General features: G+C 54.3%; 17 protein-coding genes and 4 pseudogenes. 10 read left to right on the top strand and 11 right to left on the bottom strand.

All coding sequences use genetic code 11. The features are described from left to right. Positions 1–174: 174 nt before the first annotated feature. Together OPC11_RS16250 and OPC11_RS16245 are read left to right on the top strand one after the other, a co-directional pair. Entirely contained in the window at positions 175–660 is a 486-nt protein-coding gene (locus tag OPC11_RS16250) for a DUF1917 domain-containing protein (RefSeq protein WP_264782598.1), read from the top strand. Positions 661–914: 254 nt separating this feature from the next. Then, positions 915–1,592 (top strand): M23 family metallopeptidase, encoded by a 678-nt coding sequence (locus OPC11_RS16245; RefSeq protein WP_264782597.1) that lies wholly within the window; start codon positions 915–917, stop codon positions 1,590–1,592. A 102-nt stretch (positions 1,593–1,694) separates the two neighbouring features. On the opposite strand, the gene OPC11_RS16240 is transcribed toward OPC11_RS16245, so the two are convergent. Next, on the bottom strand, positions 1,695–2,555 hold the full coding sequence (locus OPC11_RS16240) for a peptidoglycan recognition family protein (protein WP_007975859.1): 861 nt from the start codon (positions 2,553–2,555) through the stop codon (positions 1,695–1,697). Between the two features lie 69 nt (positions 2,556–2,624). On the opposite strand from OPC11_RS16240, the pseudogene OPC11_RS16235 reads away from it, so the two are divergent. Beyond that, positions 2,625–2,861: pseudogene (locus OPC11_RS16235) on the top strand (ATPase P); the annotation flags it as partial. A gap of 922 nt (positions 2,862–3,783) precedes the next feature. After that, a complete protein-coding gene (locus OPC11_RS16230) occupies positions 3,784–4,683 on the top strand; it encodes a lamin tail domain-containing protein (protein ID WP_264782596.1) in 900 nt (299 codons plus the stop codon). Positions 4,684–4,788: 105 nt separating this feature from the next. On the opposite strand, the pseudogene OPC11_RS16225 reads toward OPC11_RS16230, so the two are convergent. Next, a pseudogene (locus OPC11_RS16225) lies at positions 4,789–4,926 on the bottom strand (bile acid:sodium symporter family protein); the annotation flags it as partial. Positions 4,927–5,352: 426 nt separating this feature from the next. Further along, positions 5,353–6,636 (bottom strand): TIGR00341 family protein, encoded by a 1,284-nt coding sequence (locus tag OPC11_RS16220; protein ID WP_007975849.1) that lies wholly within the window; start codon positions 6,634–6,636, stop codon positions 5,353–5,355. A gap of 220 nt (positions 6,637–6,856) precedes the next feature. Here OPC11_RS16220 and OPC11_RS16215 point away from each other — a divergent pair, with 220 nt between their 5' ends. Next, positions 6,857–8,044 (top strand): CBS domain-containing protein, encoded by a 1,188-nt coding sequence (locus OPC11_RS16215; protein ID WP_007975845.1) that lies wholly within the window; start codon positions 6,857–6,859, stop codon positions 8,042–8,044. 66 nt (positions 8,045–8,110) lie between these two features. Here OPC11_RS16215 and OPC11_RS16210 read toward each other — a convergent pair whose 3' ends face one another. Continuing rightward, on the bottom strand, positions 8,111–8,512 hold the full coding sequence (locus tag OPC11_RS16210) for a CBS domain-containing protein (RefSeq protein WP_264782595.1): 402 nt from the start codon (positions 8,510–8,512) through the stop codon (positions 8,111–8,113). A gap of 729 nt (positions 8,513–9,241) precedes the next feature. Between OPC11_RS16210 and OPC11_RS16205 the strand changes: the two genes are divergently transcribed. After that, the gene (locus tag OPC11_RS16205) at positions 9,242–9,628 is read left to right on the top strand and encodes a hypothetical protein (protein WP_264782594.1); all 387 of its coding nucleotides are present in this window, start codon (positions 9,242–9,244) and stop codon (positions 9,626–9,628) included. A gap of 226 nt (positions 9,629–9,854) precedes the next feature. Here OPC11_RS16205 and OPC11_RS16200 read toward each other — a convergent pair whose 3' ends face one another. After that, positions 9,855–10,163 (bottom strand): HalOD1 output domain-containing protein, encoded by a 309-nt coding sequence (locus tag OPC11_RS16200; protein WP_264782593.1) that lies wholly within the window; start codon positions 10,161–10,163, stop codon positions 9,855–9,857. Between the two features lie 488 nt (positions 10,164–10,651). Between OPC11_RS16200 and OPC11_RS16195 the strand changes: the two genes are divergently transcribed. Then, positions 10,652–10,894, top strand: a complete 243-nt coding sequence (locus tag OPC11_RS16195) for a hypothetical protein (RefSeq protein ID WP_026177989.1) — start codon at positions 10,652–10,654, stop codon at positions 10,892–10,894. A 157-nt stretch (positions 10,895–11,051) separates the two neighbouring features. Then, the gene (locus OPC11_RS16190; protein ID WP_264782592.1) at positions 11,052–12,392 is read left to right on the top strand and encodes a hemolysin family protein; all 1,341 of its coding nucleotides are present in this window, start codon (positions 11,052–11,054) and stop codon (positions 12,390–12,392) included. Positions 12,393–12,484: 92 nt separating this feature from the next. On the opposite strand, the gene OPC11_RS16185 is transcribed toward OPC11_RS16190, so the two are convergent. Then, positions 12,485–13,000 carry a hypothetical protein gene (locus OPC11_RS16185; protein ID WP_264782591.1) on the bottom strand — a complete coding sequence of 172 codons (516 nt, stop codon included), beginning with the start codon at positions 12,998–13,000 and terminating at the stop codon, positions 12,485–12,487. Between the two features lie 638 nt (positions 13,001–13,638). Here OPC11_RS16185 and OPC11_RS16180 point away from each other — a divergent pair. Further along, positions 13,639–15,441, top strand: a complete 1,803-nt coding sequence (locus OPC11_RS16180; RefSeq protein ID WP_264782733.1) for an SLC13 family permease — start codon at positions 13,639–13,641, stop codon at positions 15,439–15,441. Between the two features lie 717 nt (positions 15,442–16,158). On the opposite strand, the pseudogene OPC11_RS16175 reads toward OPC11_RS16180, so the two are convergent. The 3 genes and pseudogenes from OPC11_RS16175 to OPC11_RS16165 all read right to left on the bottom strand — a co-directional run bounded on the left by OPC11_RS16175 (position 16,159) and on the right by OPC11_RS16165 (position 17,631). Further along, positions 16,159–16,856, bottom strand: a pseudogene (locus OPC11_RS16175) (IS6 family transposase). An 83-nt stretch (positions 16,857–16,939) separates the two neighbouring features. After that, complete coding sequence (locus tag OPC11_RS16170) at positions 16,940–17,422, bottom strand: hypothetical protein (RefSeq protein ID WP_264782590.1); 483 nt, start codon at positions 17,420–17,422, stop codon at positions 16,940–16,942. Beyond that, a complete protein-coding gene (locus tag OPC11_RS16165) occupies positions 17,419–17,631 on the bottom strand; it encodes a DUF4177 domain-containing protein (protein ID WP_264782732.1) in 213 nt (70 codons plus the stop codon). The genes OPC11_RS16170 and OPC11_RS16165 overlap by 4 nt, the downstream gene beginning before the upstream one ends. A gap of 112 nt (positions 17,632–17,743) precedes the next feature. Between OPC11_RS16165 and OPC11_RS16160 the strand changes: the two are divergent. Next, a pseudogene (locus OPC11_RS16160) lies at positions 17,744–17,988 on the top strand (IS6 family transposase); the annotation flags it as partial. Positions 17,989–18,485: 497 nt separating this feature from the next. Here OPC11_RS16160 and OPC11_RS16155 read toward each other — a convergent pair. Both OPC11_RS16155 and OPC11_RS16150 read right to left on the bottom strand, forming a co-directional pair. Continuing rightward, positions 18,486–19,505 carry a hypothetical protein gene (locus tag OPC11_RS16155; protein ID WP_264782589.1) on the bottom strand — a complete coding sequence of 340 codons (1,020 nt, stop codon included), beginning with the start codon at positions 19,503–19,505 and terminating at the stop codon, positions 18,486–18,488. Between the two features lie 439 nt (positions 19,506–19,944). Then, a complete protein-coding gene (locus tag OPC11_RS16150) occupies positions 19,945–20,304 on the bottom strand; it encodes a hypothetical protein (RefSeq protein WP_264782588.1) in 360 nt (119 codons plus the stop codon). Positions 20,305–20,584 lie beyond the last annotated feature (280 nt).

Here is a 20,584-nt window from a genome sequence, read left to right as displayed (position 1 = left end):
GCCCGGAGTTGAGCAAATCCGACCGGGAGCAACGATGCAATCACCATGAGTTTCACTTTCACTCTGTCTGGCAAGCATTGTTGTTTACACCCGCTCGACATTGAGATGAAGTTGACCATGCAGTCTCCGCTTGAAATCACCGAGACAGAACCGTATTGGCTCCGTAGTCGTGATGTGAGTGACTCACCGAAAATTGGAGGTGATGACTATTTTTCCGAACACGATGTTACACGCCCTGAAGACGTTGAACCTGATGATCTGCCACCAGCAGACAGCGAGGCTGTTCGCAAGATTGATCGCGAAGCACTCGAGCAGAAGAAAACAATCGGCAAGTGGCAAGTCACAGGGTCAGGGGATCGTATCGAACAGCTATGGCCTGAACTCCTCGCTGACGCAGAAGAGGGCATCATTTGGGCAGTAAAGGCTATGACTGCATTCGGATACGAGGAACTGCCGATGTACGATGAGTACATTCTCACAGTCTACACACCCAACTATTTCGAGCGTCACGATGTCACCCGAGTCCGGGAACACCTCCGAGACGAACACGACGTTACGCACGAACTATACTACAAACCAGATATCTACACCGCAAAGAGAATCGATGCGGGAACAGCCGACGAATTTGGCCTCTCAGCCCCTGCTAGATACGTCGAATAGAATCCCGTCGAGGAACCGTCTCACCAATCCTTTTGCGACCCGTCTGATCGACTTTCACTCTGTCTCTTGCAGCGGTGCAGAAGAGAAGAGCAAAAAACAATCAAAAGCCATCAATGCAAATATTTCCAACTATATTTTAATAATAGTAAGTATTAAATATATTGGTTCGGATTGTGGATTTGCATATGTCACGAAAGTTTAGCCGACGATCAATCGTCAAATCGCTCGGAGTTACAGCTACAGGACTCACCGGAATGGCAGCACTGAGCGGATCAGCGAGTGCGTTCTCCGATGGAGAGCGCATCGCAGCAACGACCAATCTGAATACGCGCGAACAACCTGGAACTGACCAACCCATCGTCGCTACCGTGAATCCTGGTGAAGTCGGCGAAATCATGAACGGTCCGACGAACAAAGGCGGGTATACGTGGTGGGGCGTCCACTGGCTCGATAGGAACGTCTGGGGCTGGTCCGTCGAGCGGTACCTCCAATCCACATCTGGCGGCGGTGGTGGGTCGGATTTCGATTGGCCGATTTCAGGCTACATCACATCGCCATACGGTGCACGTCCCGGTCATTATGCCGTGGATATTGGCGCCAACGGCAATATTGGTGAACCGATTTATGCAGCCCACAGCGGTACCGTTGATGTTCGAGCCTACGAGGCGGGGGGCTGTGGTAACTACCTCAAAATAGGCCATGGAAACGGCTACCAGACGATGTACTGCCACCTGAATAGCTTCGACGTGGTCGAAGGTGAGAGCGTCTCGCGCGGTCAATTGATCGGCGGAATGGGTACCACCGGAAATTCGACTGGTCCACACCTCCACTTTACCGTCGAGCGAAACGGGAATCACCTCTCGATTCCTGGTGGCGACGGTGAGACTGTCACAGCAGGAACCAAGATTCCGAAAGACTACTCCGGCATCTGAACCCACGTCCGTCGCAGTAGTCAAATTTCCCACCCGTCTTTATTGTCATCCGATATCAAATTCCGTGAACAATGAATTCTTAAAAGTGATCGACCGAAGTGCCTATGCGTAGCTAAGATAGCGTTCAACCGACCAGCCCCAGACGTTTCGGTCGAGCCAGTGAACGCCCCACCATCGATAGCCACCCTTGTCGATTGGGCCGTTCATGATTTCGCCGACTTCGCCCGGTGAAATCGTAGCCACAATGGGCTGATCAGTTCCAGGCTGTTCCCGTGTATTCAGATTGGTGGTCGGCGTAACGCGGTCACCGTCAGCGAACTTGTTACCGCCGCCATTGCTGCCGCCGACGAGGTCCATGAAGTAATCCCAATCCCACGTCGAACCAGGGTCAGTGTGGTCATTGTAGTTGCAGTCAGATTCAGGCACCTGGTGGTGCCCGATGATACCGCCACCGTTGCGGGCGTCACACGGAGCAACGCCGGTGGGGCGCTGTTTGGGAATGCCGTAGGTGTCGCAAGCCCAGCTGACAATGTTGGCGGATTTCTGGTACAGTGCGTCGGTGAAGTTCGTCTCGCCGACGAAACCCTCATGTTCGATACCAATCGAGTGGAAACTGTAGTTCTGGCCACCGCCATGCCATGCACTGTCTTCGTTGTGGACCATCTGGGTAGCATGGCCATCGGAGTTGCGAATCACATACTGAGTACTCACGTCGGAGTCGGGATTTTGAAACCAACTGACGGTCCCTTCGTAGCTCCCCTCCGTGACATGGATAATTATCCAGTTGATTTCGCTCGCGCTCTTGTTGTCGTTGGTGTAGTTGCTAGAGTCCGCTGCAATCCATCTGTCGGCGTAGGGATCTTGTACATGTGCGCTCGCCGTTCCAGTCAGCCCGACACTCCCAAGTCCGGCTGCGCCGATCGTTCCGAGTTGCTTCAGTACGTCGCGCCTATTTGTGGGCATCACGATAATATTACGAATAAAATATTATAAAAGTTTCTACGATATAGATGATGATATGTTGAATTGTCCGCTCTTGAGACGGTAGACATTGCCTTATTGAGTGACGATCTCACCAGACTTCCGTATCTCGCCGGGGTGTCCCAAACGGCGACATCAGTGATTCGCCAGAACATCGGGACAAGTCTCGGTATCAAAACGCTGCTGGCCATTGGGATGCCGTTTGGCCTCGTGAACGTCATCGTGGCAGTCGTTGTCGGCGACATGGGGATGAGCATTAGTGTGAGGGTAAATGCGATGCGACTCTCGAATGGACGGCTCGGGAGAATCAAACGCCAACGGTCCAAAGACGGACTGAGCTACCAAAAGACACGTCTCGTCCACGAGTTGGATGTCGAGCTGCCCGGTGAAGTAAACAGCAAAACTACGGACGATGGTCCGACCACAGACGGGGTTGTCGGAGAGTAGCGTGGCCGGGACGAAATAACACCCGAGTGGGACACGAATCTAACACAAAACCCCACACAATCGTGGACGTCCCGAATCGACACAGTTCGGGACTGACGCGGTACGGTTACTTGTGAGTACGGCAGTCGTATCGGCGTCTATCGGCTATGAACCAGCAGGGGGGAGAGAACAGGTACTGGCCACCGCGTCTGTGGTCGGAAATACATGATCGAGTCAACCGAAATCGTCCCCATCGAATTGGGAATGACGATGACGCCTAAATGACGGGACCCGTATGCTCTACTATGGCAGCTGAAATCTCCGATCGTGTCCGTGAAATCACCGACGCGATCGTCGAACGTGGGGTCAAATTGCTACAGTCGAATTCCGACTAAACCGGGAATACAGGTCGCCAGTCTCCGAGACGGTCCAGCGCTCGGAACAGAACACCGAACTCGTGAACGTCCGCGAACACGCGAAGAACGTCGCCAAGACGAATGATGCAATGGTTGCACGGGCGGGCCATCGAGAGGTCGCGACGCACTATAGCTGTGCGTACACAAACGATGGCTACCGCGTCATGGAAGCAATCGCCGAACGTGTTCCCGGTGTGAGCTACAAGACATCCGGACGTTGTGTGTAGACGACGCGATGGGCGTCGGTGGTCACCACATCGAAATCACGTTCGCCCATCCCTACCGAATTCAATGCGGATATATTCGCCTATTTATTTCACCATTACACCAATACAAATTTATTTAAAATAGGATGTTGATTTCTATACGTGGTAGAAGATACTAAATATACGTTCGCTGTAGTAGTGCTATCGTCATTGCTCATCTGTGGCGTAACAGCCGCAATCATCGTCACACCAGCCACCGCTGAGATAAGCGGTAGCCAACAAGTGACGGTAACGAACGTCGTTGATGGCGATACCCTCGACGTCCAATATGAAAACGGAACCACCGATACCGTTCGATTGTTGGGCGTCGATACCCCAGAAACGTACGGTGAAAATACGCCCGATGAGTGGGAAGGCGTTCCAAATACACAGGCTGGGAAGGATTGTCTCCACTCGGAGGGCGAGGACGCGAAGTCGTTCATGAAAAACAACCTCGAAGGCAAACAGATAACGCTCAAATTCGATTCTGAATCGGACCACCGAGGCTACTATGGTCGTCTTCTCGCCTACGTGTACTACGGTGGTGAGGATTACAACTACAAACTCATCGAGAGTGGCCAAGCCCGGGTATACGACTCGACATTCTCCAAGAGTAGTTCCTACTACAGTGCCGAATCGTCAGCCCAGAACACCGAACAGAATGCGTGGACCTGTCGAAATGTTGGCAGCGGTGATGCGTCTGTGAGTATTTCCCAGATTCACGAGGATGCAGCGGGGAACGACAACGACAACCTGAACGACGAATACGTCGTTTTCGAAAATACTGGTTCCACATCAATCGATCTCTCTGGGTGGACCGTTACGGACGAATCGGGGAAAACGTACACGTTCTCCAGTCTGACGCTCAGTCCAGGCCAGACGGTAACGCTTCATTCGGGGAGCGGGTCAGACACGAGTAGCGATGTCTTCTGGGGCCGCTCGACTGCCGTATGGAACAACGGCGGTGACACCGTTTCGATCTCCGATAGCAGTGGGTCATCAGTAGCCACAAAAGCGTACTGACGACCATCTTCTTTCCATTCAAGACCCACTTCATTCACGATATTTCACAGTACCCTGATCGGTTCGATCGGCAGGTTTGGAAACACCCGTCGTGGCTTTATCTTCCTACAAAAAGTAGGAGGCCAACGCCGGGGCGCTGACGTCGTGCCAGATGCTGAACAAAGCCGGGAAGCGCGCCACGGCGAGATCGCTGTTTTGTAATCCGACATCGAACATGCAGGTACGAACCCGTTCGTCGCTCATTCGGCACTCATACACTCACCGTTCTTTCTCGGCTTTCTCTTCGGAGGAGTGATCCTCGTCACGTCGTCTAGGCAAGTGTCGCTTGCAGTCGGATCACTTTTCTTTCGCACTTGGTCGTCGATACGTTCACCAACGCGGGGATTATGTGGCTCTATCCATTGAGTATTCGCTACTTTTCATACGAGATCTCCATCCACAGCTGGACCGGAGATGTAGTTATTTGGGCGTGTCGCTCGGCCGCATCCGATGGAACGGAACGCTCAGCGCGTCCACTGTCTCGCGCTGAATAGACAAGAGCGAGTTTGTGAGCGGTCTCTCATTATTGGTTCGCACAGCGGGATGTGAACGTCCAGTTGCCGTCGCCTCGTCTGAGAATCGATAGGAGGTCTTGTTGAACCACATCGGGAGATATCGGTGTATCCCATATCAGGTCGAATGTTGTCCACGCACGAACTCAATGTGTACGATAATCTCTTCTCCGGTCGTTTTTGTCAGACGTTCATCGATCTGAGTTGCGATATTAGACGGAATTTGTGCGTTCGGCCCGTGAGACACGACAACAGTCACTTCAGCGGGATGATCGAGGAGAACCTCATCGATGTCATAGTCGACGGTGGCATGCTCAAACTCCAAGTCACCGAATTGGCCACTGTCGAACATCGCCTTAGTTTCTGCGTTTGCCTCGGTCTCTACAGTTCCAACTCCGAATGACGCCCAAGTGACAACACTGAGGACGATCGACAGCAGGACGAGGCCAGAAAGGACGGTCGCAATTCGGATGCGAACTGCCCGTTGAGCTCGTATTGCATGCTTCCCCTTCTCGGGACGATACCCTGCGAGCCACAACAGAATGAGTGCCGAGAGGTTGATAGCGAGTAGATTCACCAGCACGAGAACGCCAGCAGTGAGGATGACACCAGGATGTCCCCACGCGAGACCGAGGCCCGCAGTGGCGGCAGGAGGGATAAGTGCTACTGCGATGGCCACCCCGACGAGTGACGACCCAGCACCCCGGATAACGCTCACGGCGCCAGCGACGCCCGATCCAAGCGCCAGAAAGAGCGAGAGAAAATTCGGCGAGGTTCGTTCGAGAACTTGTGGAATCGTTCGAATATCGACCGGTGGGAGGAAAACCGTCTCTTTCAACAGTAAACCGAGGATTGCAGCAGTCGCGACCGCAGCGAGCAGACCGGTTACCTGAAGTCGCACACCTCGCGATGTCATATCGGAGTCCGCGAGAACGGCCCCGACACTGGCCGAAATAGCCGGTCCCATGAGCGGTGCGATGACCATCGCACCGATAATGGTTGCCGCTGAATTGAGAAGCAAGCCGGTCGTCGCAATCAATGTGCTCACTACGAGGAAGATGAAAAACGTCGAAGACGCAGGAGCGAGATCCTCGGCACGTGCGATAAGTTCATCGCGCGAGATACGGTGCCCCTGATAACGGTTTTTGAGTGATTTGATACGTTCGGAGACCACCGTCTCCGTCGGGACAACGATTGTATAGGAACTCTCCTTTACACCTGCCGCATAGAGGCTATCGAGTACCGGTTCGACACCAGAGTCGGGGACTGGAAAGGAAACCAGTGCTTCAAATTTACCGCGACCTGTCTCCTCCCAGACGGCATAATCGATCCCTTCCTCATCGAGTGCCTCAAGAATGTCTGCTCGATCACCTTTCGGAATAAGCACCTGAACGAGACGCATACAGATGATACGTGCTATTAGATACTTATCAGTACCTAGACTTATATTCAGTGCCAGTTCCCAGGTTGGATTTCTTTCAAAGAGGTGGAACGAATTCGGGGCCGTGTAACGATATGTCTCCTCACATCCGAATGAGTACCGCTACAATTGAGCGGCATCGTGTCACCAAAAAATGAGGCAAGCATAACCGTCCGCGGACCCTCCTAGCAGTGAGTACACAATGGACATTTCTGAGATAGTTTCAACAAAGTTCACCGAGTTCGATATCGGGGCACCCCTTTCGAAGGTCGCCGGTGCGTTCGAGAATCAAGAACTCGAGGCCGTCGTCGTTACGGACGGCGAGGAGTATCGTGGCGTCGTCAGCCGCCGACAACTGGCCTCGTCGTCCAATCAACCCTCGGCGAAGGTTGGCTCACGGGTGCAACACGTCCCGACCGTCGACCGGACCGAGGATGTCCGTGAAGTCGCACGACTCATGATCGGGAGTAACGCCAAGACGCTCCCAGTGCTGGACGAAGACCGCGTCTATGGTGTGGTGACCGCAGATGCCGTTCTGGAGGCCGTGACCCCGTTTCTCGACGCGGTGACCGTTGACGATGCATACACGACAACGCTGATCAGTGCGACCCCGACGACCACGATGGGGAAAGCCCTCAACACGCTTCGGGAAGGACGTATTGCACACCTCCCAGTCATCGACAATGACGAACTCGAAGGCATACTGAGTCTGTACGATGTCATCGAATTCACGACACGCGGCGGGAACAAGAGCCAAGGTGGTTCGTCGGACGAGTTTAGTGGTCGCGGCGGGTTTGGTGAGCGTGACGGTACTTCCGACCGGATGCTCGATCTGCCAGTGCGGAACCTGATGTCCGATGCAGCTGTGACGGTTCAACGAGACACACCGCTCGATGTGGTAGTCGAAACGATGTTCGATCAGGAGATTTCCTCACTTGTCGTCACGGCTAACGAGACGGACGAACCGATCGGAATCATCACAAAGACGGACGTCGTTGAGGCACTCACCTGGGAGCAGGAAGAACGACGTCCCGTGCAGGTGTTCGGTCTCGAGTTACTCGATGGGATGGATTACGATGACGTTTCTGCGTTGATCGACAGCGTGACCTCGAAGTATGGCGAGATGAGTGTGATAAAGGCCAGTATCGAACTGCACGAGCACAAAGAAAAGAGTCGAGGGGTGCCACTGGTGCTGGCACGGATTCGACTGGTCACTGACCGTGGTTACTTCACCGCTAAAGGGGAGGGTTACGGCGCTACGCATGCACTTCGCCTCGCCGCGAACGCGGTCGAACGCCAACTTCTCAAAGGCAAAACCTACGGCCAATCGAAGAAGCATCCGGACACAGAAGAACACGCGCAACTGTACGGCTGGTGGCTCGGCGGGTAACGGTCTTTACTTCCAGTACACGGAGGCCAACTGTTCCGAGTGATACGATTCGCTTGCTAGATGCCCCTATGATGGGCTCGGATCCTCTGTCGTTGAAAGATATGCCGTGAGGTCAGTCGTCGTGATAACACCGATGACCACTTCTCCGTCGAGGACCGGAAGATGGTCAAAGCCGTGTTCAATCATTATGTCCGCCGCAGTTTGAACCGATTCACTTGCGGTCGTTGTAATGACGTCTGTACTCATAACAGAGGCAACAGTTGCATTCGGATCAGGATCGCCTTCTGCGACGACATGAATGAAATCAGTTGCAGTGATGATCCCTTCGAGATGGTCGTCATCACCAACGACGATTATCGATCCAATATCGTGTTCGCGCATCGTCTCGCCAGCGTTCTGGAGTGACGTGTCGTTACTTACAGTGTACACCGGCGAAGACATGAGACTCCCGACGAAGACATCGTCCATTCAAGTAAACAGTATTCCTGCGGGGATAAGAGTTTGCTTCTTTTCACGGAGATGGAATATCACACATGGAAACGAGAGTATCGTGTCTTCGTTGAAATACCAAGTGATGACCAAAAGCTGCTCACCAGGATCTTTCGACAATCGAAGTTGGTGATTCCTGGATTACTGGATGGAGTTGCTCACTGTACTTCTATTCGAAATCGGACGTGCAGGGTTCCAAAGTGAGCTGAACGTCCCAGTAAGCGAATGGATTGTTAACTTGTGGTTTTAGTAAATCCTGCTGAGATAGAGGTAACATAATTCATCGTGCCGAAGCACGTACTAAGCTATAAGGATGAGTACTGCTGCTTAAAACTGGAATCAACAGTGGTTGTCCCCAACAGCGAGGAACACAAAATGACTGACACAATCGATTCTCTCCGGTATGGGAAACCACAGCATGAAGTTCGATCGACTCCACCAAACGAACAACAGTTTTATGGTGAGCCCCAGCACGAAATACCTGGGCTAATTAACATCGAACTCCGAGAGTCTGTTACGTACCTTCGTCTCTGGAGACACTACGCCGAGAAACAGCGACAGCGAGAGATCAGAGCGAAACGTCCGATGCTCTACTCTCGGTAGGCAAATTCCTTCCCACTATTTCGGCACGAGGACGCGATAATTACTAGCAGAAGGTGTTCCAAGTGGCGGCCACAGCGTTATCCCTCTCGTCCACCTAGATATGGTATGGCGGACAACAAAAAGAGCCGAGACAAGCAAGCCCGTGACGAAGAGAACCGCCAGCGAGCGTGGGAAGTTGAGCAGGCGCGTGAACGTATGGACGAAACTGAACCACGTGACGAACAGAACGAAGCAGATGAAGCTCGAGACGAGAGAGAAGAAAATTCGGACTCACTCCGTAAGTGTCACCGTCGTGGGTGCGACGACCCCGCGAAATTCGTCGTTCTTGAGCGCTACCAAGAAGAAACGGGTCACGGAAGTGTTGAGGCAGAGGCTAATCTTTGCCGAAGGCATACTACTGAAGAAAGTCCCACGAATCTTGACGGCGTCTATGCAGACTATGTGTTTCGTGTTGATCCGTTACCAGAGACAATTGATACAGACAGAGCGTGATTTCGTTCTGTACATACTATTCATCACCGGACGGTTAAGTGGTGGGTATGTTTGAATTCACTCATCAGTGGATTCAACTAAGCGGAAAAGAAATCGGCCGGGTCGCCGCCCTCGGGGAAGCATATTTCGTCCGTTCGTATGACTAACCGCTTCTAGTCGGATACCTCCACTTTGTGAGTACCACGGTGAAAATCGATTTGAAGCGGAACGTTCGTCTCGTCTCTACTCATTCTTCGTCCGTTCCAACGAGGATAGTAATACTCCCGTCACTCCTGATGATCACGTGATGATCAGAGACAGAAAACTCGACTGTCACACCTCTATTTTCTTGACCGATGATCGGCGTCCCGAACAGTGCATCGAGTGCTTCCGGGTCAACCGACTCTGACAGTAACGAAAGCTCCGTTGGTACAACCCCCTCAACTACCGCAAGTGCTCGGCCAATTGCCTCACTTGGCGGGTTGTCGCTCGAAAAACGTGTGTGAAGCACATCGCTGAACCCGTCCGGCAGTGAATCATCATCGTGGTCGGTCATCTCCCTTTGGTTCCTTGATCGGGTTCTCAACTATGGCGAGTTACTTCGAGACAAGAGTTACTTCCGGATTACACTGAGCGAGTGGCGCATCATGTTCCATTATACGTCTCCACTCATTTTCCCTTATCGGTCTGGTAGTGAAGTATTTGGTTTCGATAGAAAGCGACAGCGTCACTTTCTGATTATAGATATCGATTATCCAGCGAAGCAGTTACTCACTGCCTCTTAGAACATAATAGACTCCCCCGGCACTCTTAAGTCAGTCATTGTACATTCGTGCCACATATTCAGCGTGCCAACTGGCGGTGATTTCGGTGGTCGAATTCGACTGCTCCGAACGATTGGGAAAAGTAGTCTCTATTCTGGGATTTTGACGCGTTTTAAGGTGCGTAATTGGTTTGATAACTGAAGTAGAACGTGCAACGGCAGTGAGTTCGATTTCTCGAAGTCGGGAACCACCTTATCCGACTGGAGCCCCAATGGCGCGTATGTCTCGCTATGAGGCCTCGTTCAAGATAGACTCGAAGACGGATTCGTACGCCGCTCACCGCATTCTGGAACGAATCTACGATACGATCCGGGAAGAATCACGGAGCGTCCGTGAAGGTACAGACGATGCCCACGAGCTCCTGGATGAGTTTCAGACGCTCCGAGACGCAGCGAAACAGCCGACGTCGGGGGAATTGACCATCACCCTCGAACGAGACGACGACGCTGGGTTCGAGGACTGATGTCGCGACCGACTCGCCCGGAATCGGCTCCGCCTGACTGCCCAAAGGCGACTCCACATGAGTGTGTCGTGCAGCGGAGACGAACACGGTTGCTGCGTGGCCGCCGGTCTCGCCGGACGTCCATCGCTGACACGTGTCGATATAACTACAATTTCGCATGGTAGATTTCCTCTCCCTGGGCGGGGTGCTTCTCGCCTTCTTCCTCGTCATCATGAACGGGGTCTTCGTAGCTGCGGAGTTCGCATTCGTCAAAGTTCGGCCAACCCAGGTGACTGCACTCGTCGAACGCGGCAAACCGGGGGCAGCGCTCGTGCAGGATGTCGTTCAGAACTTGGATGACTATCTGGCGGTCAGTCAACTCGGCATCACGCTCTCCTCACTCGGCCTCGGTTGGATCGGTGAACCGGCTGTGGCAACGCTCATCGAACCGGTCCTCGGCCAGTTGCTTCCTTCGGGAACGGTTCATCTCGTCGCGTTCGTCCTCGGATTCGGATTCATCACGTTTCTCCACGTGGTGTTCGGCGAACTCGCGCCGAAGACGTTCGCCATCCAGGAAGCTACACGTATCTCCCTCCTCGTCGCCCCACTCATGAAGTTCTTCTACTACGTGTTCGTGCCCGGCATCATCGTCTTCAACGGGACGGCCAACTACTTCACCCGCCTCGCTGGTGTCTCCCCCGCGTCCGAGAGCGAGGAAACCCACACCGAATCTGAGATTCGGATGATCCTCACCCGCTCGGAGGAGACGGGACATATCGACCTCGACGAAGTCGAGATGATCGAGAGCGTCTTCGAACTCGGGGATACGGTCGCCCGCGAGGTCATGGTTCCGCGTCCAGACGTAGAAACCGTGCCCGCTTCGATGTCGCTCCCGGACCTCCGGTCTGTCGCCGCGACGGGGACCTACACGCGCTACCTCGTGCTCGACGAGGACGGGAATCAACCGCTTGGATTCGTCCACGCCAAGGACATCCTGCGAGCGAACGAAGCCGAGACGGAGCAGGACAGCACGGTCACAGCGCGTGAGCTCGCACGAGCAGTCCTCACGGTCCCGGAAACGCGTCGGATCGACGCGATCCTCGCAGACTTTCAGACGCGTGGGGAAGGCCAGATGGCTGTCGTCGTCGACGAGTGGGGCGTCTTCGAGGGTATCGTGACCATCGAGGATATCCTCGAAGAGATCGTGGGCGATATCCAGGACGAATTCGATACGGGTGCTCAGGAGCCGTCGATCGAGAAGAGAAACGACGGAGCGTACGTTGTCGACGGAGGGGTCCCCATTCAGGACGTGAACGACCGGCTCGACTCTCGATTCGAGAGCGACGATGTCGAGACGATCGGTGGATTGGTCTTCAGTCGCCTCGGCCGAGTTCCTGAAGTGGGCGATCAGATCGAAGAGACCGGGTACCTCCTTCAGGTCGAGGCTGTCGATGATACTCGAATCGAACGACTCGTGATTCAAGAGACACGGGCTGGACAGGGGACGGACGACGAGTAGCGTCTGAGTCCAGTTCGGAACAGAAATAAAACGCCCCCAGCGCGAGGAACCTCGGCGTTCACGCCGGGGAGGACGTCATTGGCCTCGAATGACTACTCGCTCCGACGAATGACCGTGATGAGTTGGGACTTCGGAAGCCACTCGTCAGAGAGATACGGGATATCGTCCCGTGTCTCGAATCTCCGATGCTCTTCCTCTAGCTTGTCAGTCAACCGCTTTCGGCGGTCGCTATCGACTGCAGTATTCTGGACCCCGTTTTCGAGTGACTGTATCTTGTGTGCGATCTGCATGAGACGATGAGCCGGTGACGATTCTTTGAAGAGAACTGCGTCTTCAATTTCCCGGGAGAGATATCCGACAAATGTTGTGGCTAGACTTCCCTGCACGTCGTTCGTCTTCTCTTCGGCGAGCCACTCCGGAAGCTGGATGAACACGTCATCCTCGTCCAGGAGCCCCAGCAATTGCCACAGCCGACGTGTGTCTTGTTCGTTGAGGAGGCCTCGCTTTCGGGCCACCTCCAGGGTCACATCGCGGTCTTTGAGCGTCTCTGAGTGCCACTCACGAGCGAAGGAGTCATAGTCGGCGAACGTTCTAAGAGCATCAACCACTACAAGGTAGATAGAAGAGCGAGGTAAAGAAGGATTCCATCACTGTTCTATCAGAACGATCCTGGTTCCGTCGGTCCGCTACGGACGTGCACTGCGGACACAGTATCTATACTTAGTACTCGTAACGAGTTGGAGTGTTCGAACAAGAAGGCAGTCTTACGACACTTTCGCTATTCGGACCGACTGGGGACCCAGGGTTTCACTCCTCAGGATTTATCGAAACGAAAGACTCTGCCCCGCACTCCGGGCACTGTTCGTGCTGGGAATAATAGCGTGCTTCACACGCTTCACTTTGGTAGTTTGAATGCTGCGTAGCGGTCTCAGTGGCCGTCTGCTTGAACTGCTCAACCTACCTTCCGACGCGTTTGAAAAATCCCACCCTTTAGTTTAGAATGTGACCGACAAGCAGATAACCGTTCGTAGGATGGTTGGTCTCTGAGCGAACTGCCCGTTTCTACAGAGGACCGAGGCGGGTGCCTCGGGACTTCACCCCTGGGCAATTCATGGAGTGTCACCCTGATCAATTCGCTGGTGTACATACCAGTTCTTATCCCGCGTCAGCGTCTCTATTTAGTGTGGTCTTCTCTAACGTTTCGTTGGCAGTCCAGGGCCTTGGCTCCCCGTCCGTAACGGCCGGGATGCTCGTCGTTTTTACAATTATTCTGCTCGCACTCGTGTTGTTCGCCACAGAGTGGTACCCTATCGATGTCACCGCGATTTTGGTGATGGTGCTGTTGATCGTACTCGAACCGTGGACGCAGATCTCGCCTCGGGAGGGAATCTCGGGATTTGCAAATCCGGCCACTATCACCGTCCTGGCGATGCTCATCCTGAGTACCGGGATCAACCGAACCGGCCTCGTCCAGTTGCTCGGTCGGAAGATGGCCGCGTTCGCGGGGACCAACCGACGCAAGCAACTCACGGCGACGATTGGCATCACCGGACCCATCTCGGGACTGATCAACAACACGCCGGTCGTCGCGATTCTGGTCCCGGTGATTAACGACCTCGCACACAACGGGAAGACCTCGCCATCGAAGCTGCTCATGCCGCTGTCGTTCGCCTCGATGCTCGGCGGCACGTTGACGCTCATCGGAACGTCGACGAACATCCTCGCAAGCGATATCACAGCCCAACTCGGGGCGGATTCTCCCGAGCTCGGTCTCCACGCGTTCGGGATGTTCGAATTCACCAAACTCGGTATCATCGTGTTCGCGGTCGGATCCCTCTATCTGATGACGGTCGGCGTTCGACTGCTCCCCAAACGGATTCCCGCTGACGAGGACTTTGTCGAGGAGTACGCCCTCCAGGAGTACCTCGCAGACGTCGTCGTTCCGGCGAACTCGTCATTGATCGGAAAGACGGTCGAGGAGGCACTGGGAGACGACGAACTCGACATCGACGTGTTACAACTACTCCGAGACGGCGAGCACTTTTCAGAACCGCTCGCTCGCAAGGAGATCCGCGAGAGCGACACGCTCCGGCTCAGGACGAACCGGGAGACACTCGAATACATCAGGGACGCGGAAGGCCTAATCTTATCGGGTGGTCCCCGCACCGAAGACGATCTGCATCCCGATGAGGAAGAACCGGTCCTCGTCGAAGTCGTCATCCCGTCGGGGTCGTTCCTCGTCGGCGAGACCCTCGCGAGTTCGACCTTCCGGCAACGCTACGACGCGAACGTCCTCGCCTTCCGAACCCGTGGCGACGTCGTCCGGGACCGATTCGAGGACATTCGTATCCGAGTCGGTGACACGCTCCTCGTACAGGCACCGCCCGATAGCCTCACCCGCCTCGTTGAGAATCAGGACTTCATCGTCGCCCACGAGTTCGACGAGGTGACCTACCGGAGCGAGAAGATTCTGTTCGCGGTCGGAATCATCGCCGGCGTCGTCGCCCTCCCGGCACTGAACATCCTGCCGATTGTCGTCTCTGCGTTAGCAGGGGTCGTGGCGATGGTCTTCACCGGCGTCCTCAAGCCCACCGAACTCTACTCATCAGTCGAGTGGAACGTGATCTTCCTCCTCGCTGGCGTCATTCCCCTCGGTATCGCGCTCCAGCAGACGGGGGCGGCAGCGCTGCTGGGCAATGCTGTGGCTTCGACCGCGGCGTTCTTGCCAGTAATCGGTGTCCTCTGGGTGTTCTACGTCGCCACTGGCCTGTTGACGAGCGTCATCAGTAACAACGCGAGCGTCGTGTTGATGATTCCTGTCGCGGTCGGCGCAGCCCAGTCGATCGGTGCGAACGCGTTCGCGTTCGTCCTCGCCGTGACCTTCGCCGCCTCAACGGCGTTCATGACGCCGGTCGGCTATCAGACGAACCTCTTCGTCTACGGGCCCGGCGGCTACACATTCTCGGACTTCATCCGCGTCGGTGCGCCGTTACAGTTGCTCCTGTCGGTCGTCACTGTCCTCGGCATCGCGTTCTTCTGGGGGGTGTGAAATGCACAGATTCTGATTCGAGAGCGTTCTCTTCCCGTGTATCTTTCTCGTGTTCCGGAAGTCGTCGATAAAACGCGAAGCGAATGTCAAGACCGAAGGCAGTGACTGTGACGGCCTCAACGGATTCCCGTGCTGGCCGTACGTGCGAACAGGACGAACAGAACTGCCGAACTAACCACTGTTTCAGTCTTTTTCTCTATCACAGCAACTTCTGATTTCGAATCTCACCGACCAGCGAACCCTCATGGACACCATCACGGTGAGTTTTGAGCAGTATTGTATTCTTTCACACCATTACGCACCGAGAGGTTCAAACAGCTATACCGATTCTTGATCCCCCTCCATCTGGACGGATCACAATATCGAGGACTATGGATACCGCGTATATCGTTATCAACTTCCTCTCATAGTGGTGTTTGAACGCTGTCATGCTGAGAACTGAACGTCCACGCGAACGTCATCACCGGTTGACGCTTCGATTCGGCACTCAAGTTGTCGTGAGAGTGCGGGATACGATGAATTCGGTGCACTGACAGTGATGATGACTGCTTCGGGGTTCGAAATGGGAGCGGTGCCACCGTACTGGGTTCGCACCGAAACAATTCCGAGATTCTGGTACATTGGCTTGTTGAGAACGTTCTCTACATCGTTGCTGACTGTCTGTTGAAACATGGTTTGCTGGGGCACTGTCTAGTTTAGCTCCTCCTCCACAGGTGTTCAATTGTCGAGCGATTGGTGTAATCTCTGACAGCCATAGTAATGTACAAGCTGTTCAAGACACTGATGGACGCTCAGCCGACTGCCCGTCCACGACGTATGAAATCGGTCAATGCGCTGTTTGAGCGTGTGAAACCATTTTTCGATGAGGTTTCGCTCGGTATAGTCAAGGTGACCGCTCAACCCAATTCGAAAGAGGGCAGTCCGATAGCCGTAGCCATCAACGAGAAACACAGAGTTAGAGAGATTGTGTTTCTCGGCCACTCCAGACAGAAACGCAGCCGCTTGATCAGTCCCATGCCGATCAAACACTGTGACATCGAGCAACAGTTTTGTTTCGGTGTCTATTGCAGTGTATGCCCAAGACTGTCTGCCGTTGAATTTGACAGCGGTTTCGTCGACCGCGACCCGCGTCGGCGATGCCGACGCGGGTCGGAAACTATGTAAGATACCCGACGAATACATTGAAAAATCGCTTGATGCGATCGATTTACGCCGATAAGTGCAAGAATAGCTTTTGTTTCCCTGAGTGAACAACCGGTCGTATGGAGCCGGACGGCGAACGCTCTGATGGGCGTCACCAGAAGCCTTTGACTTCTGGTTGGCGAACGAATCGCTCTGCGTCTCGTCCGCTTACGCTCCCAGCATTCAAGCGTAGCCGTCTCTAAACTCTTTTTGAGCAGGTTTGAGAGTAGCATGTGTCACTAACTCTTCAACCAGCTCGTCCTTATCTAGACAGTGCCCGACGATCATAGTTATTAAAGCCTTAATATTTGTTGGTTTAGATATTATATTCAAGTAAATGATAGATTCGGTGTTCACTGAGAAACATCGACGGATCGGCTGGGCTCGGCGCACCAAGCAGCTCTTCTGCATAATCGCGAAAATCCATCGAGTTCTCCATACGGTCACGTTGCTCCCCCAGTGGCCCGTTCTCTTGAGACAATACCAATTGACCGATCGTTACAACGAGAGTAACCCCAGTGATGATCGCTCCAAGCATCGCCGAGACCATTGTCTCGATCGTATCATCCGAGCTGAGCTGTGGGACCAACGGTGACGGAATGACTGTCACGAGCGTGACAAACAAGATGAACACTTCGAGTGCCAACACTGCGGTAACATATAGACGGTTCGCAGCAAGCAACAGCCAAATCTTGAGTCGGCTCTCCCCATCGCGTTCACGAATTGTATTCGCTGTGCTGACATCGATATCGGTGTTGACGTTGGTACTTGTGTCGCCATCAACTGGTTCGGGACTCATGGCGAATCCCGTTCAGCGTCGTTCACCCGGACAGGGCGCTCGAACACGAGATATTTGGTCCCACCACCGGTATAGGCAATCGTCTCGACGAATCGCCACCTTTCGGCGGCGAGTTCGTTTAACTCTGCTTTCGGATCCTCTGCTTCTTTTTTCGTTTCCCCACGAGGCGGTCTGAGTGTCTCGTATTCCCAACGGTCGTTCTGATTCATCATCAGTTCTTTCACCTTGTGACTGAATGACAGTACCTATTATTGGATATCGTCCGTTTCAAGCGCTTACGTGTCGTTGTACGCCATTTTGTCCGGGTTCCGGACGAATCTTGGCTACGGCTATCGGACTGTCCTCTTTCGAATTGGGTTGAGCGATCGGCTCGATTACACAAAGAGAAACCTGGTCGAAAAATGGTTTCACACGCTCAAACAGCGCATCGACCGCTTCTCTACGTCGGGGTGGGACGTCGGCCGAGCGTCCAGTATCGTTTTTGAACAGTTCGTACAATACTATAGCCATCAACGACCGTATCAATCTATTGACAACCGAAGCCTGTCGAGGAGGAGCTAAACTAGACGGTGCATCCCGCTGGCTGGAAACACTGGAACGACGAACAGAACCCTGAAAGTGAGTTCTATGCGGAATACGCCGATTCGGGTCCCGGTTTCACGTCGGAACAGCGGGTCGATTGGTCACCAGCTGACCCGAGCACAGGCGCGGCAATACACGGCGGAAAACATCTTCGACGGTTGGACTCCAAGGACGCCTCTGTAACAGGCATCACTGACTTCCACAACTCGCACGGACCCGCTGAACTGCGACTGAAAACAGCCACCGACTTTCTTATTGTGGGACGCTGTGTCCGCTCTCGATCCTGTTGTTGTATTCGAGTCGGGGAGCCACCTAAGGGCTAGTGACGAGTAAGTGGCTGTATTCGACTAAAAAATCGATTCGATTGGGAGCGGGATCGGAACTCCATGCGGAGACATGATTATGATTGTTCCGTCCACTCGCTGGTAATCCTTTCCCCCGTTTCACGTCGGGATCACTTCGTGACCCATGGCGGACGAATTCACGGTGGACTCGCGTTCGGGTCTTCGACGGCGAGTGCCCACTGCTCGAGCCAGTCCCGCAAGCCACTGCTCGGGACGTCTAGGGTGTGGGTGTTCTCCGGCAGGCTCGGATAACCGCCGACGTCGTCCAGATCCGCGATCCAATAGTCGTACGGGGAATCGAGGCTGTCGTTTCCGGCTCGATTTCGAATTTCGCTCACGATACGCTGGTCGTTGCCCATTCGGTCGGCCGGACGCGCACCGGCGTTCGAAAGGTTGTGAGACTCGACCTCGCTCGACGACATCGCTGACAGCCCGCTCGGCCACAGCGGTTTTTCGTCTACCGTGCTCGGTTCGACGAAGGAGACGTCCGAATCGAGCTGCGGGTCCGCCGTCGTGTTGTCCTCGGAATACACGGTTCCACTCCCCTCCACGATGGATTCACCGGGTGCCATGAGGCCGGTGTATCTGTTCCCGACCCACGTCGTCTCGGCGGAACTATCGGTGTTCGAGGCTTCGTCGAAGAAGTACGTGAAGTTGTTGACGACGACCGATCGTGTCTCGCTCTTGAGTCTCGGGATTCGGTTTCGGGCTTTGGACCAGACGTTGCCGAGTAACGCCACGTGGTCCGCCCCGTCCCCGACGAGCGTACAGTAATTGTGGTCCGATCCGTCCCCGTACGGGTCGTACAATCCTTCGTAGATTAGATTGTTCGCGTAGGTCGTGTTGTCCGTGTCGTATCCGACGGACATACACTCATCGACACCCCACGAGGCGCTCACGTGGTCGACGACGTTGTTTGTCGTCCCGTCTTGTGTGTTCAGCGAGTCGTTACCCTGGATGTCGCCGTCGGGACCGGGCCCGACACGCGAACGAACGTGTTGAACGATACAGTTGTCGGCATCGATCTGTACCGCGCCTTTGATGAACGTAATGCCGGGTGACGGGGCGGTCTGACCCGCGACCCAACAGTGGTCGTTCGTGATTTGCAGCGTCTCTCCGCCGAGGTCGATGGTGCCGCTCGTCTCGAAGACGACCACGCGCGGTCCACTTGCGGTGAACGCGCTTTCGACGGCGCTTCGGGTCGCCTCCGTGACTCTGATGACCTGTGCGTCGTCATCGAACCCGTCGTCGAGGCGAACCCGTCGTCGAGGTCGAACGCCGACCCGTCGCTTGCCCTCGCCGTTACGTCGGTTGTCGTTGCTGTGACAGCGTTCGTCGCTATCGCTGTCGTACCGATACTACCGGCTCCGAGCGCACGGAGAAACGTGCGCCTGTCTGGCGTCATTGGTGTAACACCGAACTTAGATTCAAAATATATCTTAATAAAATTTTTCTAGAAAATAATTTAGTTTGTTTATTAAAATATGCAATTAAAATGGTCCTAAGAGGTCCAGCACCACTCACCCGATGCGTCTTTCGGCGGATGATGTACCATCGATTTCGGGCGACTCGCATCGAATCGGCCGTCCCAAATCGTTACTCCGCTTCGAGGTTCCCTTTCGTGTCCCAGATTCGCATCATCATGTCGGCAAACACGGACGTTCGAAGCGGATAGCCGTCGTCGTCCGTCTCCTCGAGCGGAACGGAACTGACGTTTGCGACGAACTCCTCGTCGTAACTCAACTCGGACAGCGTTTCCGGGACGTCGAACGTGAACGTACCATCCTCGTCGGCACCGGACCAATCCGCCGCTCGCTGGCGTTCGCCGTACTCGATACTGTACGTCTCTCCACCGACGAGTTCGCAGATGTCGTCCATGGAACCGATTTCCATCCAACCGTCGCCGGTTTCGATGTGGAGCGTGCGATTTCGAACGTCCGTCTGATATCGCTTCATGTCACCACCTTCCGAGGCTATTGTCTTAATCGCTACGGGGGTCGAAGGGTCTTCGCTCGAATCGATCATCAGTTAGAACGCGACGACGGCCGACTGCGACCACGACTACGACCGTCTTCACTGACTCACCGTGGTTGCTGAACGAACATTCGTTCGCGAGGAGGGAACGGCTTCCCGATGAGATACGTCTGCAGTCCGAGTAAATCCTCGGGATTTCACCGACGACTGGAGAATTCGAACGACACGATTACCGACGTAGGCTCACGCTTAGCGGTTCTTA

Source organism: Haladaptatus sp. T7, from assembly GCF_026008575.1.
In the GTDB taxonomy this organism is placed as follows: Archaea; Halobacteriota; Halobacteria; order Halobacteriales; family Haladaptataceae; genus Haladaptatus; species Haladaptatus paucihalophilus.
This window is presented reverse-complemented; position numbering and strand designations above follow the sequence as displayed.

Excerpts from the sequence above, each read along its gene's own strand:
- OPC11_RS16150 (WP_264782588.1), bottom strand. The coding sequence starts at position 20,304 with ATGAAGCGATATCAGACGGACGTTCGAAATCGCACGCTCCACATCGAA.
- OPC11_RS16215 (WP_007975845.1), top strand. The coding sequence starts at position 6,857 with ATGGACATTTCTGAGATAGTTTCAACAAAGTTCACCGAGTTCGATATC.
- OPC11_RS16205 (WP_264782594.1), top strand. The coding sequence starts at position 9,242 with ATGGCGGACAACAAAAAGAGCCGAGACAAGCAAGCCCGTGACGAAGAG.
- OPC11_RS16180 (WP_264782733.1), top strand. The coding sequence starts at position 13,639 with ATGCTCGTCGTTTTTACAATTATTCTGCTCGCACTCGTGTTGTTCGCC.
- OPC11_RS16200 (WP_264782593.1), bottom strand. The coding sequence starts at position 10,163 with ATGACCGACCACGATGATGATTCACTGCCGGACGGGTTCAGCGATGTG.
- OPC11_RS16170 (WP_264782590.1), bottom strand. The coding sequence starts at position 17,422 with ATGAGTCCCGAACCAGTTGATGGCGACACAAGTACCAACGTCAACACC.
- OPC11_RS16240 (WP_007975859.1), bottom strand. The coding sequence starts at position 2,555 with ATGCCCACAAATAGGCGCGACGTACTGAAGCAACTCGGAACGATCGGC.
- OPC11_RS16195 (WP_026177989.1), top strand. The coding sequence starts at position 10,652 with ATGTCTCGCTATGAGGCCTCGTTCAAGATAGACTCGAAGACGGATTCG.
- OPC11_RS16220 (WP_007975849.1), bottom strand. The coding sequence starts at position 6,636 with ATGCGTCTCGTTCAGGTGCTTATTCCGAAAGGTGATCGAGCAGACATT.
- OPC11_RS16245 (WP_264782597.1), top strand. The coding sequence starts at position 915 with ATGGCAGCACTGAGCGGATCAGCGAGTGCGTTCTCCGATGGAGAGCGC.
- OPC11_RS16165 (WP_264782732.1), bottom strand. The coding sequence starts at position 17,631 with ATGAATCAGAACGACCGTTGGGAATACGAGACACTCAGACCGCCTCGT.
- OPC11_RS16210 (WP_264782595.1), bottom strand. The coding sequence starts at position 8,512 with ATGGACGATGTCTTCGTCGGGAGTCTCATGTCTTCGCCGGTGTACACT.
- OPC11_RS16190 (WP_264782592.1), top strand. The coding sequence starts at position 11,052 with ATGGTAGATTTCCTCTCCCTGGGCGGGGTGCTTCTCGCCTTCTTCCTC.